The organism is Nocardiopsis sp. NPDC006832 (genome assembly GCF_040635885.1).
Lineage (GTDB): Bacteria > Actinomycetota > Actinomycetes > Streptosporangiales > Streptosporangiaceae > Nocardiopsis.
Genome location: NZ_JBEYLC010000055.1, coordinates 1 through 21,657 on the forward strand (window position 1 = coordinate 1; position 21,657 = coordinate 21,657).

Annotated in this window: 22 protein-coding genes and 1 pseudogene; 7 read left to right on the forward strand and 16 right to left on the reverse strand. The window is 68.7% G+C overall.

The window, feature by feature from the left end; translation table 11 throughout:
• Both ABZ717_RS22240 and ABZ717_RS22245 read right to left on the reverse strand, forming a co-directional pair.
• On the reverse strand, positions 1-506 hold a 506-nt coding region (locus ABZ717_RS22240; RefSeq protein ID WP_358513571.1), incomplete at its 3' end, for a transposase.
• A 16-nt stretch (positions 507-522) separates the two neighbouring features.
• Positions 523-661: pseudogene (locus ABZ717_RS22245) on the reverse strand (transposase); the annotation flags it as partial.
• A 196-nt stretch (positions 662-857) separates the two neighbouring features.
• On the opposite strand from ABZ717_RS22245, the gene ABZ717_RS22250 reads away from it, so the two are divergent.
• Entirely contained in the window at positions 858-1,787 is a 930-nt protein-coding gene (locus ABZ717_RS22250) for a DMT family transporter (protein ID WP_358513635.1), read from the forward strand.
• A gap of 39 nt (positions 1,788-1,826) precedes the next feature.
• Here the strand turns inward: ABZ717_RS22250 and ABZ717_RS22255 are convergent, their stop codons facing one another.
• Together ABZ717_RS22255 and moeZ are read right to left on the reverse strand one after the other, a co-directional pair.
• On the reverse strand, positions 1,827-2,213 hold the full coding sequence (locus ABZ717_RS22255; protein ID WP_358513573.1) for a hypothetical protein: 387 nt from the start codon (positions 2,211-2,213) through the stop codon (positions 1,827-1,829).
• Positions 2,214-2,370: 157 nt separating this feature from the next.
• On the reverse strand, positions 2,371-3,534 hold the full coding sequence (moeZ, locus tag ABZ717_RS22260) for an adenylyltransferase/sulfurtransferase MoeZ (RefSeq protein WP_358513575.1): 1,164 nt from the start codon (positions 3,532-3,534) through the stop codon (positions 2,371-2,373).
• Between the two features lie 280 nt (positions 3,535-3,814).
• On the opposite strand from moeZ, the gene ABZ717_RS22265 reads away from it, so the two are divergent.
• The 3 genes from ABZ717_RS22265 to ABZ717_RS22275 all read left to right on the forward strand — a co-directional run bounded on the left by ABZ717_RS22265 (position 3,815) and on the right by ABZ717_RS22275 (position 6,155).
• Positions 3,815-4,051, forward strand: a complete 237-nt coding sequence (locus tag ABZ717_RS22265) for a hypothetical protein (RefSeq protein ID WP_358513577.1) — start codon at positions 3,815-3,817, stop codon at positions 4,049-4,051.
• A gap of 288 nt (positions 4,052-4,339) precedes the next feature.
• On the forward strand, positions 4,340-4,975 hold the full coding sequence (locus ABZ717_RS22270; RefSeq protein WP_358513579.1) for a TetR/AcrR family transcriptional regulator: 636 nt from the start codon (positions 4,340-4,342) through the stop codon (positions 4,973-4,975).
• Positions 4,976-5,360: 385 nt separating this feature from the next.
• Positions 5,361-6,155, forward strand: coding sequence for a hypothetical protein (locus tag ABZ717_RS22275; protein WP_358513581.1), 795 nt, complete (start codon positions 5,361-5,363; stop codon positions 6,153-6,155).
• 156 nt (positions 6,156-6,311) lie between these two features.
• On the opposite strand, the gene ABZ717_RS22280 is transcribed toward ABZ717_RS22275, so the two are convergent.
• The 3 genes from ABZ717_RS22280 to ABZ717_RS22290 form a co-directional block, all read right to left on the reverse strand.
• Positions 6,312-6,554 carry a hypothetical protein gene (locus ABZ717_RS22280; RefSeq protein ID WP_358513583.1) on the reverse strand — a complete coding sequence of 81 codons (243 nt, stop codon included), beginning with the start codon at positions 6,552-6,554 and terminating at the stop codon, positions 6,312-6,314.
• A gap of 262 nt (positions 6,555-6,816) precedes the next feature.
• A complete protein-coding gene (locus ABZ717_RS22285; protein ID WP_358513585.1) occupies positions 6,817-7,128 on the reverse strand; it encodes a DUF6401 family natural product biosynthesis protein in 312 nt (103 codons plus the stop codon).
• A 209-nt stretch (positions 7,129-7,337) separates the two neighbouring features.
• Positions 7,338-8,021, reverse strand: coding sequence for a ferritin-like fold-containing protein (locus ABZ717_RS22290; protein ID WP_358513587.1), 684 nt, complete (start codon positions 8,019-8,021; stop codon positions 7,338-7,340).
• A gap of 157 nt (positions 8,022-8,178) precedes the next feature.
• On the opposite strand from ABZ717_RS22290, the gene ABZ717_RS22295 reads away from it, so the two are divergent.
• The 3 genes from ABZ717_RS22295 (at position 8,179) to ABZ717_RS22305 (ending at position 11,138) form a co-directional block, all read left to right on the forward strand.
• The gene (locus tag ABZ717_RS22295) at positions 8,179-8,325 is read left to right on the forward strand and encodes a hypothetical protein (protein ID WP_358513589.1); all 147 of its coding nucleotides are present in this window, start codon (positions 8,179-8,181) and stop codon (positions 8,323-8,325) included.
• Between the two features lie 298 nt (positions 8,326-8,623).
• A complete protein-coding gene (locus ABZ717_RS22300; RefSeq protein ID WP_358513591.1) occupies positions 8,624-10,177 on the forward strand; it encodes a DEAD/DEAH box helicase in 1,554 nt (517 codons plus the stop codon).
• 52 nt (positions 10,178-10,229) lie between these two features.
• Positions 10,230-11,138 (forward strand): alpha/beta hydrolase, encoded by a 909-nt coding sequence (locus ABZ717_RS22305; protein WP_358513593.1) that lies wholly within the window; start codon positions 10,230-10,232, stop codon positions 11,136-11,138.
• Between the two features lie 102 nt (positions 11,139-11,240).
• Here the strand turns inward: ABZ717_RS22305 and ABZ717_RS22310 are convergent, their stop codons facing one another.
• The 9 genes from ABZ717_RS22310 to ABZ717_RS22350 all read right to left on the reverse strand — a co-directional run bounded on the left by ABZ717_RS22310 (position 11,241) and on the right by ABZ717_RS22350 (position 21,355).
• On the reverse strand, positions 11,241-12,245 hold the full coding sequence (locus ABZ717_RS22310) for an MBL fold metallo-hydrolase (RefSeq protein WP_358513595.1): 1,005 nt from the start codon (positions 12,243-12,245) through the stop codon (positions 11,241-11,243).
• Between the two features lie 123 nt (positions 12,246-12,368).
• A complete protein-coding gene (locus ABZ717_RS22315; RefSeq protein WP_358513597.1) occupies positions 12,369-13,244 on the reverse strand; it encodes a PHP domain-containing protein in 876 nt (291 codons plus the stop codon).
• A 73-nt stretch (positions 13,245-13,317) separates the two neighbouring features.
• Positions 13,318-13,983 (reverse strand): DUF6758 family protein, encoded by a 666-nt coding sequence (locus ABZ717_RS22320; RefSeq protein WP_358513599.1) that lies wholly within the window; start codon positions 13,981-13,983, stop codon positions 13,318-13,320.
• 116 nt (positions 13,984-14,099) lie between these two features.
• Positions 14,100-15,992 carry a translational GTPase TypA gene (typA, locus tag ABZ717_RS22325; protein WP_358513601.1) on the reverse strand — a complete coding sequence of 631 codons (1,893 nt, stop codon included), beginning with the start codon at positions 15,990-15,992 and terminating at the stop codon, positions 14,100-14,102.
• 213 nt (positions 15,993-16,205) lie between these two features.
• A complete protein-coding gene (locus tag ABZ717_RS22330) occupies positions 16,206-16,634 on the reverse strand; it encodes a (deoxy)nucleoside triphosphate pyrophosphohydrolase (RefSeq protein WP_358513603.1) in 429 nt (142 codons plus the stop codon).
• Between the two features lie 302 nt (positions 16,635-16,936).
• Positions 16,937-19,144 carry an ATP-dependent RecD-like DNA helicase gene (locus tag ABZ717_RS22335; protein WP_358513637.1) on the reverse strand — a complete coding sequence of 736 codons (2,208 nt, stop codon included), beginning with the start codon at positions 19,142-19,144 and terminating at the stop codon, positions 16,937-16,939.
• Positions 19,145-19,200: 56 nt separating this feature from the next.
• A complete protein-coding gene (locus tag ABZ717_RS22340) occupies positions 19,201-19,593 on the reverse strand; it encodes an MmcQ/YjbR family DNA-binding protein (protein ID WP_358513605.1) in 393 nt (130 codons plus the stop codon).
• A gap of 122 nt (positions 19,594-19,715) precedes the next feature.
• Positions 19,716-20,789: a hypothetical protein gene (locus ABZ717_RS22345; protein WP_358513607.1), complete on the reverse strand. Its 1,074-nt coding sequence runs from the start codon at positions 20,787-20,789 to the stop codon at positions 19,716-19,718.
• A gap of 77 nt (positions 20,790-20,866) precedes the next feature.
• Positions 20,867-21,355: a hypothetical protein gene (locus ABZ717_RS22350; protein ID WP_358513609.1), complete on the reverse strand. Its 489-nt coding sequence runs from the start codon at positions 21,353-21,355 to the stop codon at positions 20,867-20,869.
• Positions 21,356-21,657 lie beyond the last annotated feature (302 nt).

Consider the following 21,657-nt stretch of genomic DNA (forward strand, 5'->3'; position numbering starts at 1 on the left):
ACGAGGAACGATATGAACCAGTGCCCGCCCTTGCGAGATACGGTCGCCGAGCGGATCGTGCCGCCGAGGGGGCGGGAGGAGCGCAGCCGCACCCACCCGAGTTTGGGCAACTTGGCCCGCGACCACTTGCGGTTCAGCTTCTCCACCACGATGAGGTTCCCGGCGGGGAAACGGAACGAGGGCCTCCACTGGTGCTTGGCCCGCCACCGCACGTTGAAGGTGCCCTTCTCACGGCAGGCCCGGTCCAGGTCCTTCAAGGTCTGCTGGAGCACATGCGAGGGGGCCGCCTTGAGCCAGGTCTCTTCGGCCTTGGCCTCGGCCAACTGGGCGGCCTGAAGGTGGTACCCACAGAACGGCCCTTGTCGGCCCCGGGTGTAGCGGTCGACGTACTGGCGGCGCTGGTCCAGGGCGGTGTTCCACACCGCCCGGCAGATGTCACCGAACTCGGTGCACATCGCCTCCTGCGCATCGGTCAGAGCAAGCCGGTAACGACGACCCGACAACACCGTGGAACACCCCCTCTCAGCGGCTCTTCTGGTTGTGCACGTACCGCTCGATCGATTCCAGCGGGGCGCCTCCGACGGTGGCCACGAAGTAGCCGTTGGTCCACAGGGCCGGCAGGCGGGACTTGCAGGTGCCGAAATTCCTCGCGCGAGATCTCCTTCAGCCGTTCCTCGGCACAGCCCCCAGGACGCGGCCACGGTGCGTGGGGTGCCAGAGCGCGTGCCGGGCTCGTTGGAAGGTGATGCCGCAGATCGAGCGCGGAGTGACGGTCGCGTAACCCATCGTATGGCAAAGGGCTGTTCAATGATCCCGTTCGCGGAAAGACAGCTATCCCCAGGGCTGAAGCCCGGGGTCTGCCCCACCCGAAAAACTCTGATCAGTCCCGTTCCCGGGCCGCGCTCGTCGCGGCCGGCACCACCGTCGTCCTGTGGGCCTCGGCGTTCGTCGCCATCCGCGCGGCGGGCGAACACTTCTCCCCCGGTTCCCTCGCCCTGGGCCGGTTGGCCGTCGCCTGCCTCGCCCTGCTGCCGATCGTGCTCCTCACCCGCCGGGGGCGGCCACCGCGCGCGGCCTGGCCGGGCATCCTGTGGTCGGGCGTGCTCTGGTTCGGGGTGTACATGGTGGCCCTCAACCAGGGCGAACAGGAGGTGGACGCGGGCACGGCGGCGTTGGTGGTCAACCTCGGACCGGTGTTGATCGCCCTGCTCAGCGCCCGACTGCTCGGGGAGGGGCTGCCGCGGCCCCTGGTGGCGGGCACCCTCGTGGCGTTCTGTGGCGCGGCCGTGATCGGCCTGTCCACCGCCGAACACGAGGGTTCCTCCGCACTGGGCGTACTGCTGTGCCTGGTGGCCGCGGTCGGCTACGCGATCGGCGTGGTCGCGCAGAAACCGGCCCTTCGACACACCGACGCCCTTCAGGTGACCGCCTACGCCTGCCTGGTCGGCACCCTGTGCTGCCTGCCGTTCATCGGGACCCTGGCGTCCGAAGTCGCGGTCGCGCCTTGGCGGGCCACGGCGACCGTCGTCTACCTCGGGTTGTTCCCGACCGCGCTGGCGTTCACCACCTGGGCCTTCGCCCTGTCACGCATGCCCGCGGGCCGGTTGGGCGCCACCACGTACCTGGTGCCCACCCTCGTCGTGGCCATGTCCTGGGCGCTGCTGGGCGAGACACCCGTCCCCGGCGCGCTGGTCGGCGGGGCGCTCTGCCTGGTCGGTGTGGCCGTCTCGCGCCGTGGGCAGGGCACGGTCGCCGCCCCTGGGACGGCGCGGAGCCGCCCCCGCTGAGGGGAGCGGCTCCCGGACCCGGAGGGTCGGCCTATTCGGCTACTCCGGAACCACGTTGTCGTGGGTGCCCCAAGCCAGTTCGGGGTCGCGTCTGCGCGCGGCCCTGGCCTTGGTCAGACCGTAGACACCCAGGATCAGGATGGCTCCGCCACCGATCCACGCGGTCAGCGCGGCCCCGAGGATGTGGGTGAACCCGAGCAACCACGGCAGTGAGAACAGCACCGCCCCGCCTGCGATCACGCCGATCTCGGTGGTCAACGCGCCGGGGCGGGTCAACGACATCGTCGCGGCGAGGATGACACCCAGCCCCAGGATGAAGAACAGTCCTCCGGAGAACCCGTACATCCCGTGGGCGACCCAGCTCAGCCCCACCATCAAACCGAGGGCGATCGCCGCCCAGTCGGCCCAACGTCCCTTCACACGCATAACGCCACCTCCAGGCAACGGGGTGCGCGCCGGTGGTCGACGCGCGACCCGTGTGGGACCTGTACCCGTTCCGCGGCCGTCACTCCCCGGGGAACGAGTACGGGCGGTGCGGGGGAAGTCCCCCGCACCGCCCGTGAGCGAACCCTCGAACCCCGACCTAGTAGGCGGGCAGGCTCGGGTCGACCTGGTTGATCCAGGCCAGGACCCCGCCGCCGACGTGCACGGCGTCACCGAAGCCGGCGGCCTTGACCGCGGCCAGCGCCTCGGCCGAACGCACACCGGACTTGCAGTGCAGCACGACGCGCTTGTCCTGGGGCAGTTGCTCGAAGGCCTTGCCGTTGAGGAACTCGCCCTTGGGGATGAGTGTCGCGCCCGGGATGCTGACGATCTCGTACTCGTTCTTCTCGCGCACGTCCACGAGGAAGATCTCGTCGGGCTTGTTGTCGAGGAGCTCCTTGAGCTCCGGCGCGGTGATGGTGGAGTCCACGGCGGCCTCGGTGGCCTCCTCGGACACCGCGCCGCAGAACGCCTCGTAGTCGATGAGCTCGGTGACCGGCTCGGTCTCGGGGTCCTTGCGGACCTTGACCTCGCGCCAGGACATCTCCAGGGCGTCGAAGATGAGCAGACGGCCCACGAGCGGCTCACCGATGCCGGTGATCAGCTTGATGGCCTCGTTGACCATGACCGAGCCGATGGAGGCGCACAGCACACCCAGGACGCCGCCCTCCGCGCAGGAGGGGACCATTCCGGGCGGCGGCGGCTCGGGGTAGAGGTCGCGGTAGTGCGGCCCGTACTCGTTCCAGAAGACGCTGACCTGACCGTCGAAGCGGTAGATCGAACCCCACACGTAGGGCTTGTTCAGGATGACGGCGGCGTCGTTGACCAGGTACCGGGTGGCGAAGTTGTCGGTGCCGTCCAGGATCAGGTCGTAACCGGCGAGGATGTCCAGCGCGTTGTCCGACTCCAGACGCTCCTGGTGCAGGATGACCTCGACCCCGGGGTTCACCTCCTTGACGCTGTCCCGGGCGGACTCGGCCTTGGGTCGGCCGATGTCACTCTGCCCATGGATGACCTGGCGCTGGAGGTTGGACTCGTCGACGACGTCGAAGTCGATGATGCCGAGCGTTCCCACCCCCGCGGCGGCGAGGTACAGCAGGGCGGGGGAGCCCAGGCCGCCCGCGCCGACGACGAGGACCTTGGCGTTCTTCAGGCGCTTCTGACCGTCCATCCCCACGTCCGGGATGATCAGGTGACGCGAGTAACGGCGCACCTCGTCCACGGTCAGCTCGGCAGCCGGTTCGACCAGCGGCGGCAGCGACACGGTGACTCCTCATGTCTGTTCGGGTTGCCTCGCACCCATACCCGCACCGAGGGGTCCACGGCGGGAGGGGTGGTGCGCGAAGCGGCTTTCACTTATACCCAACCTAACGGGTGGGGTTTTCCATTCCCACCCCGGGGACGAGTGGCGCTCATCGCCCCACGGGACGTCCTGACCACCCCCAACCAACCGGACCCATCGGTTCATTCCGCGCGGTACCCCCGTGATCACGGTGGCGGCGGGTAGTGTCGCCGGTACCGTCGACGACGTTGGGGAGGACCCTGTGGCATCTTCCGAGCAGCGAGACACCGGACGGACGCCCGAGGCCGAGGCCGAGGCCGAGGACCCGAGTGTGGGCGTTCCCGAGGCCGACGCGGCCGAGCAGCGCACCTCCGCGGGTCCGGACGAGGAGGGCCGTCCTTTCGAGGACACCTCCCAGGACGCCTTCATCGAGGCGAACGAGGCGGATGTGATCGACCAGTCGATCGACGCCGGGGAGGACGAGGACGAGCGCCGTTGAGGTCTCTTTCGGTGATCGCGGTGGCCACCACCGCATGAACTCCAGGCCCTTCGTCTCACGTATTGGGGACTCGCTCGACGCCCTTCTCACCTGCGATGTCGGTTTTCCGGGTCGCCGGGCATCGGTGAAAGTTCGCCGCACGCCGCCCACACTCAACTTACGCGGGAGTAAGATGAGCGAAAAGCCGCGGGGCGCGACACGGGGCCGAGGCCGCGCCCGTAGGTATCAGCCACGCAGATGCCGAGTGAATGGCGCGCATCTGCCATGCCGAGTTCGGAGGGTGTGGGTGTGACAGCTCCTTCAGACGCACGCGCCCGGGGCACCCGCTTGCCCCGGGTCAGGCGCCGACGTCAACTCCTGTCCGCAGCGCAGGAGATCTTCGTCGCCCGTGGATACCACGCGGCGGCGATGGACGAGATCGCGGACCGCGCGGGTGTCAGCAAACCCGTCCTGTACCAGCACTTCCCGGGGAAGCTGGAACTCTACCTGGCCCTTTTGGAGGAACACTCCGAGGTACTGGTCGAGAAACAGCGTGAGGCGCTGGAGAGCACCCACGACAACCGGCAACGGGTCACGGCCAGCTTCCAGGCCTACTTCGACTTCGTCGCGGGGGACGGCGAGGCCTTCCGACTGGTCTTCGAGTCCGACCTGCGCAACCTCCCCGCGGTACGGGAGAAGAGCGAGCACACGTTCCAGCGCTGCGCCGAGCTGATCGGTGAGGTGATCCGGCAGGACACGAGCATCTCCGACGAGGAGGCGCACCTGTTGAGCATCGCCCTGGTCGGCATGGCCGAGACCAGCGCCAGGTACTGGCTGAACAACCACGGTTCGGTACCGAAGGACGCCGCCGAGCAGCTGGTGGCCAGGTTGGCCTGGCGCGGGATCAGCGGCTGGGACCTGAACCGTTCCGATGAGGACGACTGACGGCGACGGCCCGACCGCGGCCCACGACCACGAGGTCGGCCCCCGGACACTTCGAGTGTCCGGGGGCTTTTTCCGTCCGCACCTTCGCGGACCATCCCTTCCATCCCTCTCTCATTCTTCGGATTCACCTCGAAATCCCGCCAGAATGGTGTGCGGTCGGCACCGCAAACGGGTGTCGTCTCGTCTCACGAAACCGATTTCTTCAGGGTTTTACAAATTCCTTGCAAAGCCCGGGCAATCACCACGGGGAATCTTCGACAAAAGATTCGATCTCCCGTCGCCGGGTATCGCGGAACTGAGAAGTACCGCGCTTCTCTTCGCCGTATCCGCTCGGCCCCGGCCACCGGTCGATCGAGCGGTACCAGCGATTCGGGGGTGAAGACGTATGGACATCGGTCAGGGTCTGATGGACGCCTTGGCGGCCGTAGTGAGTTTCGTACCGCTGCTGCTGGGATTCCTGGTGATCCTCGTTCTGGGCTGGATCATCGCCTGGTTCGTGGGCAGGGGGGTCGCCAAGGGCCTCCACAGCGTCGGGCTGGACCGGGCCTTGCACCGTGGCGGTGTGGGTCAGTACTTCGAGCGCAGCCGTTGGACCGGAAGCGAGCTGTGCGGAAAGATCATCTACTACGTCGGACTGCTGTTCGTGCTGACGCTCGCGTTCAACGTCTTCGGTTCGAACCCGGTCAGCACGCTCCTCAACGATGTGATCGCGTGGATTCCGCACGGCATCGTCGCGCTGGTCATCGTCGTGGTGGCCGGCATGATCGCCAAGGCCGTCAAGGATGTCATCAGTAACGCCCTGAGCGGCCTGTCCTACGGCCGCGTACTCGCCAACATCGCCGCCGTGGCCATCCTGGCCCTCGGTGTGATCGCCGCGCTGAACCAGATGGGCGTGGCCGTGGCCGTCACCATGCCGGTACTGATCGCGGTGCTGGCGACCGTCGGCGGCATCCTCATCGTCGGTGTCGGTGGTGGCCTCATCCAGCCGATGCAGGCGCGCTGGGCGCGCTGGCTGGACGTCGCCGAGCGCGAGACCGGCAGGCTGAACGAGGAGAGCAGCTACAAGGCCGGCAGGGACGCGGCGATGAGCCGTCCCGGTTCCACCACGGCGACCGAGACCAAGGAGGAGACCACGAGCCTGTCCGGGCAGCGCGGCAAGAGCGGCGAGTCCACCCCGTAACCGCGAGGCCGCGCACGATCCGTCGGACGTGGGCCCGAGGAGGGCTCGGGAGGACATGAAAGAGGGCGGGGCCGGGTGGCCTCGCCCTCGTCGTGTGTCGCGGTGCTGCTCCCCGCCGGGGTGATCGTCGCCGTCCAGATCATTCGACGGCTCGACTCACATGAATTCGGAGTCGTCCAGCTCCATCCGGGAGAGGTGCTCGATGCGTCGAAAACCCAGAACGACGGTGGCGATCATCGGGAGGAAAGCCAGCCAGAAGACGATGCTCCCCGGCCCCGTGAATACCATCGACACGAGCGAGACGACGAAGATCAGTACGAAAAGCGCGAAGTCGACGCGATCCTGCTGGATCAGGACGCCGACGGGTGGGCGCGCCGCCCCATGTCGACCGCTCCTCATTCGCATTCCTTTCTCGCGACCGCTCAGGCCGCTCCGCCAGTTACGGTGTTCGGGCCCGCGACCGGGCCCTTGACACCACAGATCCCACGTTGCGTTCCGCAGGGCTCTGGTTCCTGTTGGACGCGCCGTCCATGAACGGTCTCTTGGGGCCACCGTCACATTTCAGCCTACGCCCGGTCTCGGCATTTCGCCGGGGAACCGGCAAGGGTGCCTGCCGCGAGAAGCCCGCGTCGAAGATCACACCGCCTGCGATAGGACCAACCTAGCGGACGAAACCACGCTCCTTGGCCAAGCGGCAGATCGCGAGAATTCGGAGAGTCTCCCAGTCATAGCCGGCGTCGTCGGAGTCCCAGCCGCGTTCGAGGCAACCATCGAGGAAGCCGTGCAGGTACGTTCCGAGTGTGCCGGCGTTGAGTTCGGCACCTCCGGAGACAATGCCTTCGCACACCTGTGCGGCATGCTGATCCAGCTCAGCGCACATCCAGGGTTCGAGTGGGCCCTGGAGCGGGCCGAGGCGGTGAAAGTCAAGGGTGAGTCCGGCCAGCGGGTGGCGCACGGAGGTCCCACGGGGCATGGAAGTACCTACTCGCGGTGGTCAGGAGACGGGAAACCTCCTCGACTATATGTGCTTCCCGCCAATGGATCGTAATGAATGTGTTGGAAATTACCCGCACTTGACCAAGTGGGCCCAAGTACCACCAAGGCAGGGTCAAGCCCCCGATTGAACGACAAAACCGGCATCCATCGACGCGGTCGGTCGACGGATGCCGGTTCTGCGAGGGATTACCGGCCCAGCCCCATCGCGGACAAACGCTTGGCGTGCCCTTCGGTGAGCGTGGCGAACATCCGACTCACCGCGGCGAGGTCGCTCAGCCCGGAACCGTCCTCCGCGACCTCGACGTCGCGGGTCACCAGGGCGGCGAGATCGGGCCGCTCCACCGCCACGGTCTGCGCCTGGCTCAGTGCCTCCCCCACGAGCCTGCGGGCCCACAGGGACAACCGACCGGCCAACTTGGGGTCCAGCTCCAGCGCCGCGCGGACCTGCTCGGCGATGAACTCGGCCCGACCGGTCTCGGCGAGCACGTCCTCGACCAGCTCCCGCGTCGCGGGGTCGGCGAGCTCGGCGACCTTGAGATAGAAGTCGCCGGCGATCCCGTCGCCGACGTACGCCTTGACCAGGCTCTCCAACCAGCTCTGCGGTTCGGTTCGCTCGTGCCAGGCGTCCAGCGGCTTCACGAACGGGGCCATGGCCTCCTCGGGGTCGACCCCGAGCTCCTCCAGACGGTCCCGCAGCAACCGGTAGTGCCGCTGTTCATCGGCGGCCAGACCGGCGAGGTCCCCCTTGGTCCGCAGCGACGGGGCCAGGCCCGCGTCGGCCGCGAGACGAAAGAAGGAGCCGAGCTCGGCGTAGGCGAGAAGTCCGAGGAGATCGATCACGCCGGGGTCGGCGGAAGGGCCTTTGGTCATGGTCGTCAGGGTATCGGCACACGCTCGGGGTGCCGACCGGGGACTAAACGCCGCCGGAACACGGTTGCACTCGCCAGGAGCGGGTACGGTCTCGGCCGTCCACGGCCACGGTGAACTGCTATGTCCACCGGGCGAGCCAACAGCTAGACTCTGTGTGATGACCAGCGCGCGTGATCTTCGCGCCGCCTGCCGCGCCCCCGACCGCGGGCCTTCCCGCGGGTACCTCTCCGGCGCCGCGGAGGCGAGCGCCCCGAGCGCGGGCGCCGGACACACACGACGTGTCCTCACGACCAGTGCGGCGTGAGGGAGCGATGGCCAAGCGCCCAGCGACGCACCGCACACGACAAACCAGCGGATGGATATCGCGGCCGGGGCACGTCCCGGGCCGCGCGGGTCCAGTCGGCAGCGCCACCGCGGCTCCCCCAGAGATGCGGGAACCCGATGAGCCGCGCCCTCCGCGGCGGTAGAAAGCCGTCCGCGACCGTACCCCGCCGCGGCCACGAACGACGCTGCGGCCCGCCTAGATGGAGGCCAGAGCCCTGAGCAGTACAGACGAGACAACGACACCCACTACACCCGCGACGACATTCCGCGATCTCGGTGTGAGCACCGAGCTCGCCGACGCCCTCGAAGCCGAGGGCATCGTCGAACCCTTTCCGATCCAGGAACTGGCCCTGCCCATCGCGCTGAACAGCAGCGACATCATCGGGCAGGCGCGTACCGGTACCGGCAAGACGCTCGCCTTCGGCCTTCCCCTTCTGCAGAGGGCCCAAGAGAACCCGGGCACCAGCAAGCGGCCACGCGCCCTGGTGGTGGTCCCCACCCGCGAGCTGGCCATCCAGGTCGCCGCGGACCTGACCACCGCGAGCAAGCGCAGTGGCGGCCGCATCCTCACCGTCTACGGTGGCCGTTCCTACGAGCCGCAGATCAACGGCCTCAAGGAGGGCGTCGACGTGGTCGTCGGCACCCCCGGTCGACTGCTGGACCTGGAGAACCAGAAGCACCTGCGGCTGGACGCCGTCGCCGCGGTGGTCCTGGACGAGGCCGACAAGATGCTCGACCTGGGCTTCCTCCCCGACATCGAGCGCATCCTCACCAAGATCCCGGACGAGCGTCAGATCATGCTCTTCTCGGCCACCATGCCGAGCGAGATCGTCACCCTCTCCCGCAACTACCTGCGGCAGCCCACGCACGTGCGTGCCGGGGACGACAACGAGATCGACGGTTCCGCCATCACCAAGCGGATCGCCCAGCACGCGTTCCGCACCCACCAGATGGACAAGCCGGAGATGCTCGCGCGTCTTCTGCAGGCCGAGGACCACGGGCAGAGCATGGTCTTCTGCCAGACCAAGAGGGCCTGTGACCGGGTCGCGAGCGACCTCAAGTCGCGCGGTTTCGCGGCCGCGGCCGTCCACGGTGACCTCGGTCAGAGTCAGCGCGAACGCGCCCTGCGCGCCTTCCGCAACGGCAAGATCAACATCCTGGTCGCCACCGACGTGGCCGCCCGTGGTCTGGACGTCGACGACGTGACCCACGTGGTCAACTACGAGACGCCCGACGACGAGAAGACCTACACGCACCGCATCGGCCGCACCGGCCGCGCCGGGCGCACGGGTACCGCCGTCACGTTCGTGGACTGGCAGGAGATGCCGCGTTGGAAGCTCATCAACGGCGCGCTCGACCTGGACTTCCACGAGCCGGAGGAGACCTACTCCACCTCCGCCCACTTCTTCGAGGCCATGAGGATCCCCAAGGGGACCAAGGGCAAGCTGGCCGTCGACAAGCGCGGTGAACACGCCGGGCTGGAGGCCGAAGAGGTCGAGGACATCGGCGACACCGGTCAGCCGCGCGGTGGCGACCGCGGTGGTCGCCAGGCTCGTGGCCGTGGCCGTGGTCGTAGCGACGCCGGTCGTACCGAGACCGGTGGCGGTGAGCAGGGCGGACGCCGTGGCGGACGCAACCGCGGCCGCAAGCGCACCCGCAACGGGGAGACCGTCGCCGGTGCGGCTCCGGAGCAGAAGCCGACCGTCTCGGCGGCCGCCGAACGCCCCTCCGGCGCCTCCGAGCGTTCCGGTGAGGGAGACGGTGCCCGTCGGATCCGTCGCCGTCGCCGTACCCGCGGTGGAGCCGCCGCTCGGGACCCCGAGAACACCTGATGTGTGTCGGGGCCGCCCGTGACGCCGTCGGCATCGTCTAGGGTGACCCGACGTGAGTACACCTGAGTTCCTTGATCTGCCGCCGGGTGTGCGGCGCACGGACCTACGACTGACGTATGGTCCGCTGTCCGCGCTCCGGGCTCTGCCCACCTCCGGCGGCACAGAACTGGCCCCCGCTGTCCTGGTGCACGGTTTCACCGGCAGCAAGGAGGATTTCATCGCCCTCCTCCAAAGCCTGGCGCAGGCCGGGCGGGAGGTGGTCGCGATCGATCTGCCCGGCACCTACCGGTCGCCGGGCCCCGAGACCCTCACCCCTCCGCCCGGGGTGAGGCTTCCCGACTACCGTCTCTCCTCTCTGGGAGAGGTGGTCGCCGAGGTCATGGACCAGGTCGGCGATGGCGGCCCCGTACATCTGGTGGGGCACTCCTTCGGCGGCCTGGTGTCCCGTGAGACGGCTTTGTTCGAGGGTTCCCCCTTGGCCTCCCTCACCCTGTTGTGCTCCGGTCCCGGCGCCCTGAGCGGCGCCGCCGCCGTCCGAGCCCGCAACCTCATCGCCGCGGTGTCGATGGACCCCACCAGCGCTCGCCTGCGCGAACTGTGGGACGAGGTGTTCGAGGCCGAGGCACGTGCGCGTTCCCCCAAGCCCGAAGTGGTCGACTTCCTCCGTGATCGCCTGCTGTACAGCAGCGCCCTGGGGCTCATACGCATGGCCGAGGACCTGTTGAGCGCCCCCGACCGCGTGGCCGAGCTCGCCGAGGTGGACGTGCCCAAACTCGTCGTCTACGGCGAGAACGACGACGCCTGGCCCACCTCCGAGCAGAACGACATGGCCGAACGACTCCACGCCCGACGCATCGTGGTCCCTGGTGCGGGCCACTCCCCCAACGTGGAGGCCCCAGAGACCACGGCGAGCGCGCTGACCGCCTTCTGGAACGAGACCGAGTCGGTCGGCCGACGCTGACCCCCGTCCGCCCGGGTGCCCCTCCTGTCGGGGACCGGGCCCACGAACACGACGTGCCGTCGCCCGAGCGGGCGACGGCACGTGTCGTTTCGACGGTCGGGATCAGACCCAGGAGTCGAAGTTCTTGTTCTCCCGCTCCACGGTGGTGGCGGGACCGCGGTCCGGGAGGATCCGGGTTTCCGGCGGCAGCGTCAGCAGGTTCTCACCGATGGTGGCGAGCTGTGTGGTGTAGTCCAGGTGGGTGTCGCCGACCATGCCGGGACCGCCCTCACGAAGCGTGTCACCACCGAACACGACGCCGAGCCCGCTGATGTAGAAGCCGATGGAACCGGGTGAGGTCCCGGGCAGGGGCAGGACGTCGATGTGCAGGTCCGCGACGTCCAGGGCGCCGCCGCCCTCCACCTCGATCTCCGGGCGGTGCTCCGCGCCGTGGACGCGGCGCCAGGCACGCATCTCGCGGGGGTGCAGGGCGATGTCCGCCTCGGTCTCCTCGGCGATGGCCAGGGCCGCGCCGATGTGCGGGCTGTAGCCGTTGGTGCAGGCCACGAGGTAGACCTCGCGGTCACCGATGGCCTTCAGGATCGCCTCCGCGTCGTGGGCGGGGTCGATGACGATGACGCCGTCCTTGTCGGCCTCGACGATCCAGGTGTTGCTGACGACGTCGAACTTCTCGTCGCCGAACTCGAAGACGCCGGCCGTGCGCACGCGGGTGATGCCCTCACCGTCGGGGCCGGTGACCCCGACCTGCTGTTCCTCGTCATCCGGGCCCGCGAAGACGTCGCTCTCCTCGGCCTCGTCGGCCGTGTCGGAGTCCTTGTCGGAGTCCTTGGCAGAATCGGACTCATCCGTCTCGGAGTCGTCCTTCTCCGCATCGTCCACGTCGGACTCGGTGTCGGACTCGGTCTCCTCCGCACCCTCCTCCTCGGCCGCCTCGGTCTCCTCCGTCTTCTCGGAGGCGGACTCCTCGGCCGCGGTCTCGCTCTCCGCGCCCTTGCCCTCGGACTCGACCGCGTCGTCGGTCTCCTCCTTGGTGTCCTCCGCGACCTCCGCAGCGGAATCGGTGGCCTCCTGGCCTTCCTGCTTCTTCGACTTCCGCTTCCAGAACACGGTGTCAGACCCTTCGTCCAGATATGTGCTGATTCAACGCTGTGACCATTGTCGCGCTCTCACGCAGTGGTCCGTACCGTACCGAACTCGACGCGCGCGGTGACCGTTCCGCCCGGTGGTTCCTCAGCCCTTCAGGAGCCGCGCCCCGGTCGCCGGCGCGATGAGCTCCTCGAACGCCTCCGGCGCCGTGGTCCTGGCGCCGAGCCGATGTCCGGTCAGAGCGCCGTGGTCGTCGCTGGACCCGGTCACCACGATGCCCAGATCCGCGGCGATCCCCCGCCACTCCTTGGTCTGCGGTCGGTTGTGCGCGGGGTGATCGGCCTCGACTGCACCGAGTCCGACGGCCACCATGCGTTCGGCCAACTCGACCGGGACCGACCCGTTCATGGCGCCCTCCGCCCGGGCCGGGTGGGCCAGGGAACACACCCCGCCCGCCTCACGGACCAGTCGCACCGCGCGGACCGGATCGATCGCGTACCGGGAGACGTAGGCGGGACCGCCGGAGCCGATCCACCGATCGAAGGCGTCCTGCACGTTCTTGGCCGCGCCCGCCTCCACCACCGCGCGGGCCAGGTGCGGGCGGCCGATCGTGTTGGCGTCGGCGTGTTCGGGGTGCCCGGCGCCGGCGATCTCCAACACCCGCTCCCAGGTCACGTCCACGCCGTTCCGCTGAAGTTTCTCCACCATCTCCTCGGCCCGGGTGGCCCGGTCGTGGCGTACCCGGCGGAGTTCCTCCGCCAGCCCCGGGGATCGCGGGTCGAAGAGGTAGCAGACCAAGTGGACGCTGGACCCCTGGTAGGCGCAGGACAGTTCCATCCCGGGGACCAGGGTGAACCCGGGGGGCAGATGCCGTGCGGCCTCCTCAAGGCCACCGACCGTGTCGTGGTCGGTCAGGGCGAGGACGTCCAGGCCGGCGTCGACCGCGTACGCGATGACCTCGGCGGGGGTATCGGTGCCGTCGGACACCGAGCTGTGTGAATGCAGGTCGATACGTGTCACCGGGCGATTGTACGTAAATCGCGCGGTCACCGCGCCGGTCGCGCGCTCGGGCCGGGTCGATGTGCCTTCCCGGTCAGGCCGACGCGTCCCGGTGGGCGAGCATGTGCTCCAGGAACGGGCTCGGCGCCCCGAACGGGGGTTCGAAGGCGATGCCACCGTCCCACAGGTCCCGGAGGTCGCGCAGGGCGCTGATCTCCCCCATGAGCATCCCGGTGTCGGCGGAGGCGAACACCACCCACAGCCAGTGGGCGAGCGCCTCACCGGCGTAGGCCGCGCGATCGCGCCCCACGTCCAGGTTCCACAGCGCCATCTCGTGGCCGTCGTAACGCACCTTGGCGTCGGGCGGACCCTTGTCGAAGCCGACGCCCGGGTCGGCGCCCTCCAGCCCGGCCAGGCGGGCGCCCAGGCCGATACCCGGATCCTCCGCGACGACGACGAGTTCGCCGATCCCGCCGAGCGGGTTCGGTCCGGACATGGCCACGGCGGTGGCGAGCGCACCGGTGCGTTCGTCGCCGACGTCGGCGAAACCGGTGACCACCCAGCCTCCGGGCAACGGCCATGGGATCCACACGGGAACCTGGGCCTGCGGGAGGACGGCCTCAAGCGTGGCGGGGCCCGGGGGGCGTACCGCTTGGAGCGGCGCCACCGGACCGTGGGCGTCACATTGCCAGGCGCTGGTCCACAACCCCGGGGGTTGCACACCGCGCCCGCATCGTGGACACGAGGGCTCGGGTTTCATGTCCTGGTCATCTACCCGGGTGGGACTCGTGGAAAACGCGAGGCGGGCGGGGCACAGGAGCCCCGCCCGCCCGATAAAGCCTCCAGGTCACGGAACCATGTCCGGGACCGGGGTCCTCAGCCGTCGCGACGCTTCTTGTTGGCGGTGATGCGACCGCGCTCCTTCTGGTCCAGGATCACCTTGCGGATGCGCACGTGCTCGGGGGTCACCTCGACGCACTCGTCCTCGCGGCAGAACTCCAGCGCCTGCTCCAGGGAGAGCTTGCGCGGCGGCACCAGCTTGACCAGCTCGTCACCGGTGGCCGAGCGCATGTTGGTGAGCTTCTTCTCCTTGGTGATGTTGACGTCCATGTCGTCGGCGCGTGAGTTCTCGCCGACGATCATGCCCTCGTACACCTCGGTGGTCGGCTCGACGAACAGGACACCGCGCTCCTGCAGGTTGAACATCGCGAAGGCGACGGCCGCGCCGGCCCGGTCGGCGACCAGGGAACCGTTGGGGCGGGTGCGCAGGTCGCCGAACCACGGCTCGAACTTGTCGAACACGTGGTGGGCGATACCGGTGCCGCGGGTCTCGGTGAGGAACTCGGTGCGGAAGCCGATGAGGCCGCGGGAGGGCACCAGCCAGTCCATGCGCACCCAGCCGGTGCCGTGGTTGACCATGTTCTCCATACGGCCCTTACGGACGCTGAGCAGCTGGGTGATCGCGCCCATGTAGTCCTCGGGCGCGTCCACGGTCAGACGCTCGACGGGCTCGTGCAGCTTGCCGTCGATGCTCTTGGTGACCACCTGCGGCTTGCCGACGGTGAGCTCGTAGCCCTCACGACGCATCTGCTCGACCAGGATGGCCAGCGCGAGCTCACCACGACCCTGCACCTCCCAGGCGTCGGGACGCTCGGTGGGCAGGACCCGAAGGGAGACGTTGCCGACGAGCTCCTTGTCCAGACGGTCCTTGACCAGGCGGGCGGTGACCTTGGCGCCCTTGACCCTGCCGACCAGCGGCGAGGTGTTGGTGCCGATGGTCATGGAGATGGCGGGCTCGTCCACCTGGATCAGCGGCAGCGCGACCGGGTTCTCCGGGTCGGCGAGGGTCTCACCGATCATGATCTCGTCGATACCGGCGATGGCGGCGATGTCACCGGGGCCCGCCATCTCCGCGGGCTTGCGCTCCAGCCCCTCGGTCATGAGCAGCTCGGTGATCTTCACCTGCTTGACGCTGCCGTCGGTGCGGATCCACGCGACCTGCTGGCCCTTGCGGAGTTCTCCCTGCTGGACACGGACCAGGGCGAGACGGCCCAGGAACGGGGAGGCGTCGAGGTTGGTGACGTGGGCCTGCAGCGGTGCGCCCGGGACGTACTCGGGGGCCGGGATGGTCTCCAGGATGGTGCTGAACAGCGGCACCATGCTGTCGTTGTCGGGCATCCCGCCGTTGGCCGGGCGCTCCAGGGAGGCCTTGCCATCACGCGCGCAGGTGTAGACGATCGGGAACTCGATCTGCGACTCGTCGGCGTCCAGGTCCATGAACAGCTCGTAGGTGTCGTCCACGACCTCGGCGATCCGGCTGTCGGGCCGGTCCACCTTGTTGATCACGAGGATGACGGGGAGCTTGGCCTGGAGGGCCTTGCGGAGCACGAAGCGGGTCTGCGGGAGGGGGCCCTCGCTGGCGTCGACGAGCAGGACGACACCGTCGACCATCGACAGACCACGCTCGACCTCGCCGCCGAAGTCGGCGTGACCGGGGGTGTCGATGATGTTGATGACCACGTCCTCGCCCTCGGGCGTGGTGTAGTGCACCGCGGTGTTCTTCGCGAGAATGGTGATGCCCTTCTCGCGCTCCAGGTCGTCGGAGTCCATGACCCGCGCGTCGACGTCCTGGTTCTCACGGAAGACTCCCGCTTGCCAGAGCATCGAGTCGACGAGGGTCGTCTTCCCGTGGTCGACGTGGGCCACGATGGCCACGTTGCGCAGGTCGGTACGGCGGGCGGAGCCCTCCAAGGGCGTGGCACTGGACATGCTTGAGACTCTTTTTCCTGTACTGGGTAGAGACCGCAGGGTGCCACGGCCCGTCGCCAGTTTATGCGGTCATAGTGGGCTGAGCGGGAAACGTACAGGTCGCACCGGTTACCTTCGTCACCGGGGAAGGCCCCTTCAAGGGGGTCGAAAAGTCCCTTTCGGGCGACGTTCCGGGCCTTGTCGGGGACGATTCGCATGCGCCGTGCACGGAGGTCAGGCGGGTTGTGAGTCCGCTTCCAGGATCCTCCCGAGGGGATCCAGGAAGGGGCGGTCGGCGGGCAACCAGTCGAGTTCGTGTAGCCGCGACGGATCGACCCATTTCAGTGCGAGGTGCTCCAGGGGACGGGGTTCGCCCACCAGGAGTTCGGCCCTGAACAGCCGCAGTGTCGTGGGACGGCCCAGGCGTTCGGAGATCGCTTGGAGGGGGACGTCGGGGCCGATCCGGTCGCCGGCCCGGATCGTGACGTCGAGTTCCTCCCGGCACTCGCGAACGACCGCCTCGGCGGGGTCCTCCCCCGGTTCGGTCTTGCCACCGGGGAACTCCCAACGGCCACGGGTGGCGGCGGGTGCGGCCCGCTGGGCCGCCAGGACCCGTCCGTCACGGATGACGGCGGCGCCCACCACGATCAGTTCGTCTCGCACATCGACCCAGCCTAGGGGACGGTGATGCGACCGGAGACCGTCCATCGCGGGCGCCACCGGCCGTCGGGCCGGGTGCCGGCCCACCCAAGGGCCGGCACCCGGTTCGGCGACGCTCTCCGGGGGGAGTGAACAGAGCGTCCGCCTGGGCGATGGTCCGGCGGCCCACCTACGGGAACGGGTTCCCTTCGACGGGGTCGGCCGTGCGAGAGCCTATGCAGCCGAAGCACCCCGTGGGGCGATTTCGGCGAATGTTCTGGTCCTTTTCACGTCCCGAACCGGACTTTCGACACGGAATGGGTTGTTCAGAACACCGATTCGGTGCCGTTACCGCTACGCAGTCGATGGGCCAGCCCGGTGTGCCGACGGCCGGAGGAGGCGTTGCGGACCGCTTGGGCCAGGGCCCGGCGGGAGCCCACCAGCACCACCAGCCTCTTGGCGCGGGTGATGCCGGTGTAGAGCAGGTTGCGCTGCAACATCATCCACGCGCTGGTGGTGACGGGGACGACCACCGCCGGGTACTCGCTGCCCTGGGAGCGGTGCACGGTGATGGCGTAGGCGTGCGCGAGCTCATCGAGTTCGGCGAAGTCGTAGGTGATCTCCTCGTCCTCGTCGGTGCGCACCGTCATCTCCTGGGCGACGGAGTCCAGGCCGGCGACCACTCCGAGGGTTCCGTTGAAGACGCCGTTGCGCCCCTTCTCATAGTTGTTGCGGATCTGGGTGACCTTGTCGCCGACCCGGAAGATCCGGCCGCCGAAGCGACGTTCCGGCACACGGTCCCCGGAGGGGGTCAGCGCCTGTTGCAGGGCGGTGTTGAGGTTGGTGGCGCCGGCCGGTCCGCCCTTCATGGGGGCCAGGACCTGCACGTCGCGGAGCGGGTCGAGCCCGAACCGGCGCGGGATGCGGCGCGCCACCACGTCGACGGTCATCTCGGCGGCGGAGTCGGCGTCCTCACAGGGGAAGAGGAAGAAGTCGTCCATCCCCTGGAAGTGCGGTGGTTCGCCCTGGTTGACGCGGTGCGCGTTGGTGACCACGCCGGACTGCTGTGCCTGGCGGAACACGTGGGTCAGGCGCACGTTGGGGATCGGCGACCCCTCATCCAACAGGTCCCGCAGGACCTGGCCGGCACCGACCGAGGGCAGCTGATCGACGTCGCCGACGAACAACAGGTGTGCCCCGGGCGGGACCGCTTTGACCAGCTTGTTCGCCAGGATGAGGTCCAGCATCGAGGCCTCGTCCACCACGAGCATGTCGCAGTCGAGGGGGTTGTCGCGGTCGTGCGCCGCCTCTCCACCGGGGCGCAATTCCAACAGACGGTGCACGGTGGCGGCCTCGTGTCCGGTGAGTTCGGTGAGGCGCTTGGCCGCGCGCCCGGTGGGTGCGGCCAGGATGATCTTGGCGTTCTTGGCCATCGCCATGGTGACGATGGAGGAGACGGTGAAGGACTTGCCGCAGCCGGGGCCACCGGTGAGCACGCACACCTTCCGCGAAAGCGCCTCCTTGACCGCTTCGCGCTGGGCCTCCGCGAGGGAGGCGCCGGTACGCCGATCGAGCCAGTCCAACGCCACCGGCCAGTCCACGTCGGTGAAGGCCGGCATGCGCTCCTCGGGGCCCGCCAACAGCGTGCGCAGCCCGGCGGCCAGACCCATCTCGGCGCGGTGGAAGGGCAGCAGGTAGACGGCGCGGACGGGTTCGCCCTCGGGGCCGGGCACGGTCTCGCGGGCCACCCCCTCATCGGCCACCAACCGGGCCACGCACTCGATGACCAGTCCGGTCTCCACCTGGAGGATCTTCACCGCGGCGGAGATGAGTCGTTCCTCCGGCAGGAAGCAGTGCCCGTCGTTGCTCGATTCCGACAGGGTGAACTGGATGCCGGCCATGACCCGTTCCGGGCTGTCGTGCGGGATGCCCACGGCCTGGGCGATGGTGTCGGCGGTCTTGAAGCCGATCCCCCACACGTCGGAGGCCAATCGGTAGGGCTCCTTCTGCACCACCTCGATGGAGGCGTCCCCGTACTTCTTGTAGATGCGCACCGCGAGCGAGGTGGTGACGTTCACGCCCTGCAGGAAGACCATGACCTCCTTGATGGCCTTCTGTTCCTCCCAAGCGTCGGCGATGAGCCTGGTGCGCTTGGGGCCCAGGCCCGGCACCTCGATGAGCCGTTTCGGTTCCTCCTCGATGACGTCGAGGGCGTCGGTACCGAAGTGCTCGACGATGCGTTCGGCCATCTTCGGGCCGATGCCCTTGATCAACCCCGAACCCAGGTAGCGGCGGATGCCCTGAACGGTGGCGGGCAGCACGGTGGTGTAGTCGTCGACGTGGAACTGGCGGCCGTACTGGGGATGGGAACCCCAACGGCCGCGCAGCCGCAGCGCCTCACCCGGCTGGACCCCGAGCAGGGAACCGACCACGGTGAGCAGATCGTTACCGCCCCGACCGGTGTCGATCTTGGCGACGGTGTAGCCGTTCTCCTCGTTGGCGTAGGTGACGCGTTCCAGGACCCCCTGGACCACCGCCTGTCCGCCGGAGGTGGACCGGGATGGTTCGGACACCGGGCGCTCCTCCTTCCTCAGTTGCGGGTGTCGATGGTCGGCGACTCATCGCCCAGGACGGCGAGCACCCGATCACGGTCGGGCCGGCGCAGACCGCGGGCGACCAGCCGGTAGGAGTGTTCGAGCATCTCCAGGAACTCGTCGTCGGGAACACCGCCGTCCAGCCGCACCGAGTTCCAGTGTCGCTTGCTCATGTGCCAACCGGGGGTGACCGCCGAGAACTCGGCACGCAACTCCAGGGCGAGTTCCGGATCGCACTTGAGGTTGACCACCGCCGGCTCCGATGGGTTGAGCAGAGCGAACATCTTCTGCCCGGAGATCTTGTAGACGAGGGGGCCGGGGCCGAAGGGTTCACTCTCGTCGGTCTCCGGGAACCACAGGGCCGCGTCGATGAATTGTTCCGGTGTCATACGCGCCTTCCCTCTCGCCGTCGCATCCTCTTAGAGCCTGCCAGAAGCCGATGACAGCCGGGAGCGCCGTTCCGGGATCTGTGGATGGCCGATGCCACTCCGAAGTCCGTGGGCCCCCGGATTCAGTCGCGGTCGAGGTCGGGGAGCTCGGCCACGCGCATGGCCATCTCCTGGGCACGCACCAGGGCTTCGAGTTCGGGATCGCCCGCCTGCGCGCCGACCGCCTCCACCGCGATGCCGTCCAGTTCCCTGGCCGCGCGAAGGTCGCGTTCCTCGGCCTCGGCCGCGCGGATCAGGTCGGCGTAGCGTTCCAGCAGCCGGATCCGCTCCTCGACCCGGGCGACGTCCCGGGTGAGCGCGTCCGCGGCGCGTTCGGCGGCCTCCTGTCCTCGTCCACCGGCTGTGGGGGCCACGTCCATGCGTCCTCGCAGCTCGGACTGGCGGCGCAGGGCGGTGGCCAGGGCCCACTCGGTCTCACCGAGCACCACCCGGTCCCGGATCGGGTCGCGCAACACCTCGTCGCTCAGGCGGGAACCGAGCACGGTGTCCACCGCCCGTTGGGCACGCGCCAAGAGCGCGACCGCCGGTTCGTCGAGCATCCCGGGGACCACGTAACCGCCTTGGGCCGCGGCGACGATCCGTCGCGGATCCTCCGCCGACGTCTCCTGGTTCCGTCGTTGCGTGTACAGGGCGGAGCCGCCCACGGAGAGGACCGCGAAGACACAGACCAGGACGGAGAGCAGGGTGGACATGCCGGGCAGCGCGATCCGCAGGAGCACGCACCAGCCCAGCGCGTACAGCACCAGCAGCAGCGGGCGGTAGGGGCTCTGGTTCGAGGGATCGGAGCCCGCGTCACCATCGGGAGGCACACCGTTCAGGGCCGATGCCAGACGGCGCACACCCTCCACGCCCAGTTCGGGGTCGATCGAGGCCCGGCCCCCACCGGAACCCTCCGTTCCGGGCGACCCGTCCACCACCCGCTCCCGAACGTCCATGGCGCGCGCGGTGAGGACGGGCGTGCCCCGGGAGTCGTTGACGAGGAGACCCCATCGGATGAGGTCGGCCTCGGTGCTGGGGGCGGCCGGTCCGGGGAGCCAGGAGTCCGCGGTGCCCGGGACGAGCGTGGCCTCACGTAGCGAACGGACCATCGCGGGGGTCACTTCGATGGTGGAGTGATCGGATAGCACGAGCTTCAAGGTGGGGGATCCTCACGGCCTGGTAGTCAACGTATTCCTACCACCAGGCCGCACGAGCCTCCGTGCGGTGGCCGACCTCAGAGCAGACCGAAGTAGGCGCGCCCCTCCTTGGAGAGCATGTTGCTCAGCATCCAGACGGTGAAGCCCAGCGGAACCAGCATGAGGAACTCCCCGTGGAACAGGCCCCAGCCCAGGGTGAGCCCGGCCAGCCCCTGGAAGAGCACGGTGCCCCAGTAGACCCCGACGGTGCGGCGGCGCATACGCGCGCCCAACAGCACCGAGAGCGCGCCGTAGAGTCCGGTGATCAGCGCCATCACGACCATCATCGAACGCATCATGGCCGCGTCGATGTTCATCTCGACGCCCTCGGCCGCGAAGTACGCGGACTGCTGGTCGAGGGCCTCGTTCATCGCCTCCTCCGGCGCTCCCAGACCCATGAGGAAGAGCAGGGCCAGCAGCAGGCCGGACACACCACCGATGAACATCAAAGTTCGGGTGGTGGTCACCTTCCTCGGCATGGGGGCGTCGGGACTCAGCGCCGCGAAGTGGGCGTTGAAGTCCGGCATCCCGTGCTGCGGCGGGACCCCGCCCTGCCTCGGGTCGTACGGGTCCTGGCCAGAGGAAAACACGGACGCCCTCCGAGGGAAGTGATCGGGATCGACTTTCCCCTCCATGGTAGAGGGGCCTCACCCCGAGGGCCACGAGCAAGGTCGCGGTAGCCGACCAACGAAATCGGAACGCGTCACCCAGGGCGGCCGAAGGCCGCCCATGGTGACCCAGGGCGATCCCTCGATGTCGAGAACCTCCGGAAACTCAGGAGGTTCTGCAAATCGTAACCCCGGCGTCCATGCCCGCACACCCTCGTCCC